1 protein-coding gene is annotated in these 1,212 nt (G+C 67.7%); it reads right to left on the bottom strand.

All coding sequences use genetic code 11. The features are described 5' to 3' along the window. Nucleotides 1-1,212: HNH endonuclease signature motif containing protein (locus tag A5753_RS23465; protein ID WP_067134337.1), on the bottom strand; the 1,212-nt coding region annotated here is incomplete at both ends.

Raw genomic sequence — 1,212 nt, 5'->3', positions numbered from 1 at the left:
TAGTTGGGTGTTGGTGGTGGTTGCGGCTGGAAGGGTTCGTACCACCAGTCGGCGCGCTCGCCGGTGGGCCCGTGCCACGGCGGAACAGCCGGCGGGGCCAGGTTGGGTGGACGCGCGAGCGATCCTGCGCTCAGTGATCGACCCGCGTCGTCGGTGACACTGAGATCGTCGGCGGGTCCGCTAATGGTGATGACGCCCCGGTGGTGCAACCGATGGTGATACGGGCATACCAGCACCAGATTGGCCAACTCGGTGACACCGCCGTCTTCCCAGTGCCGAATGTGGTGGGCGTGCAGACCGTGGGTGGCCCCACAACCCGGAACCACGCAGCTGGGGTGGCGGTGCTCGAGCGCGCGGCGCAGCCGACGGCTGATCATCCGCGTCGCCCGCCCGGCACCAATGACCTCGCCGCCACGTTCAAACCAGACTTCGCAGGTGGCATCACAGCTCAGATAGCGACGTTCGGCGTCAGACAGCAGCGGACCCAGATGCAGCGCCCCGACACGCTGGGCGACGTCGACGTGGGCCACCACCGTGGTGTGCTGCCCGTGCGGGCGGCGGGCCGCCTCGGTGTCCCATCCGGCCTCCACCAGGCGCATAAACGCCTCGACAGTGCTCGGCAGCGGCGGCGCGTTCTGTGCTACGCGCTCGCCATCGCCATGATCGTGGCGCCATTCGGCGATCAGCGCATCACGATGAGAGGCCAGCGCCGCATCGAATTTCGCCGCATCGGGATGCGCAAGTTTGATCCGCCAGCAGCTGAACTCCTCACCGGAGGTCTTGGTGATCGAGGCCCGCGGTTCAGGCCAACCTGGCCCGCAGTCGGGTTCGGGTCGCGGTTCTAGCTTCACCGCGGTGCGCAGCTGATTAACGCTGGCCACCACGGCAAGTTCGGCGTAATGCGCATCGGATCCCTCGCTTGCGCGTGCGGCGATCACCCCGACCTGATCCAGCGACAGCCGACCCTCCCGCATCCGTTGCACGCAGCGGGGAAACTCTCGCCGCCGGTGCGCCACCGTGGCGATCGTGTGGGCGCTTGCCGACGACGCGCCCAGTTTCCAGGCCACCAACGCCGCCACCGAGCGCGCCCCGGTGGCGCCCCACAATTCGTCGCGATCCACCTCGGCGACGATCTCCACGATGCGCCCATCAATCGCATTACGCTGACCGGCCAACTCCGCCAACTCCTCGAACAACACCTCCAGGCGCTCA

It is taken from the genome of Mycobacterium sp. 852002-51971_SCH5477799-a (assembly GCF_001667145.1).
Classification (GTDB): domain Bacteria; phylum Actinomycetota; class Actinomycetes; order Mycobacteriales; family Mycobacteriaceae; genus Mycobacterium.
Note: the sequence above shows the minus strand (reverse complement) of the source record. Positions and strands in the feature narration are given on the sequence as shown.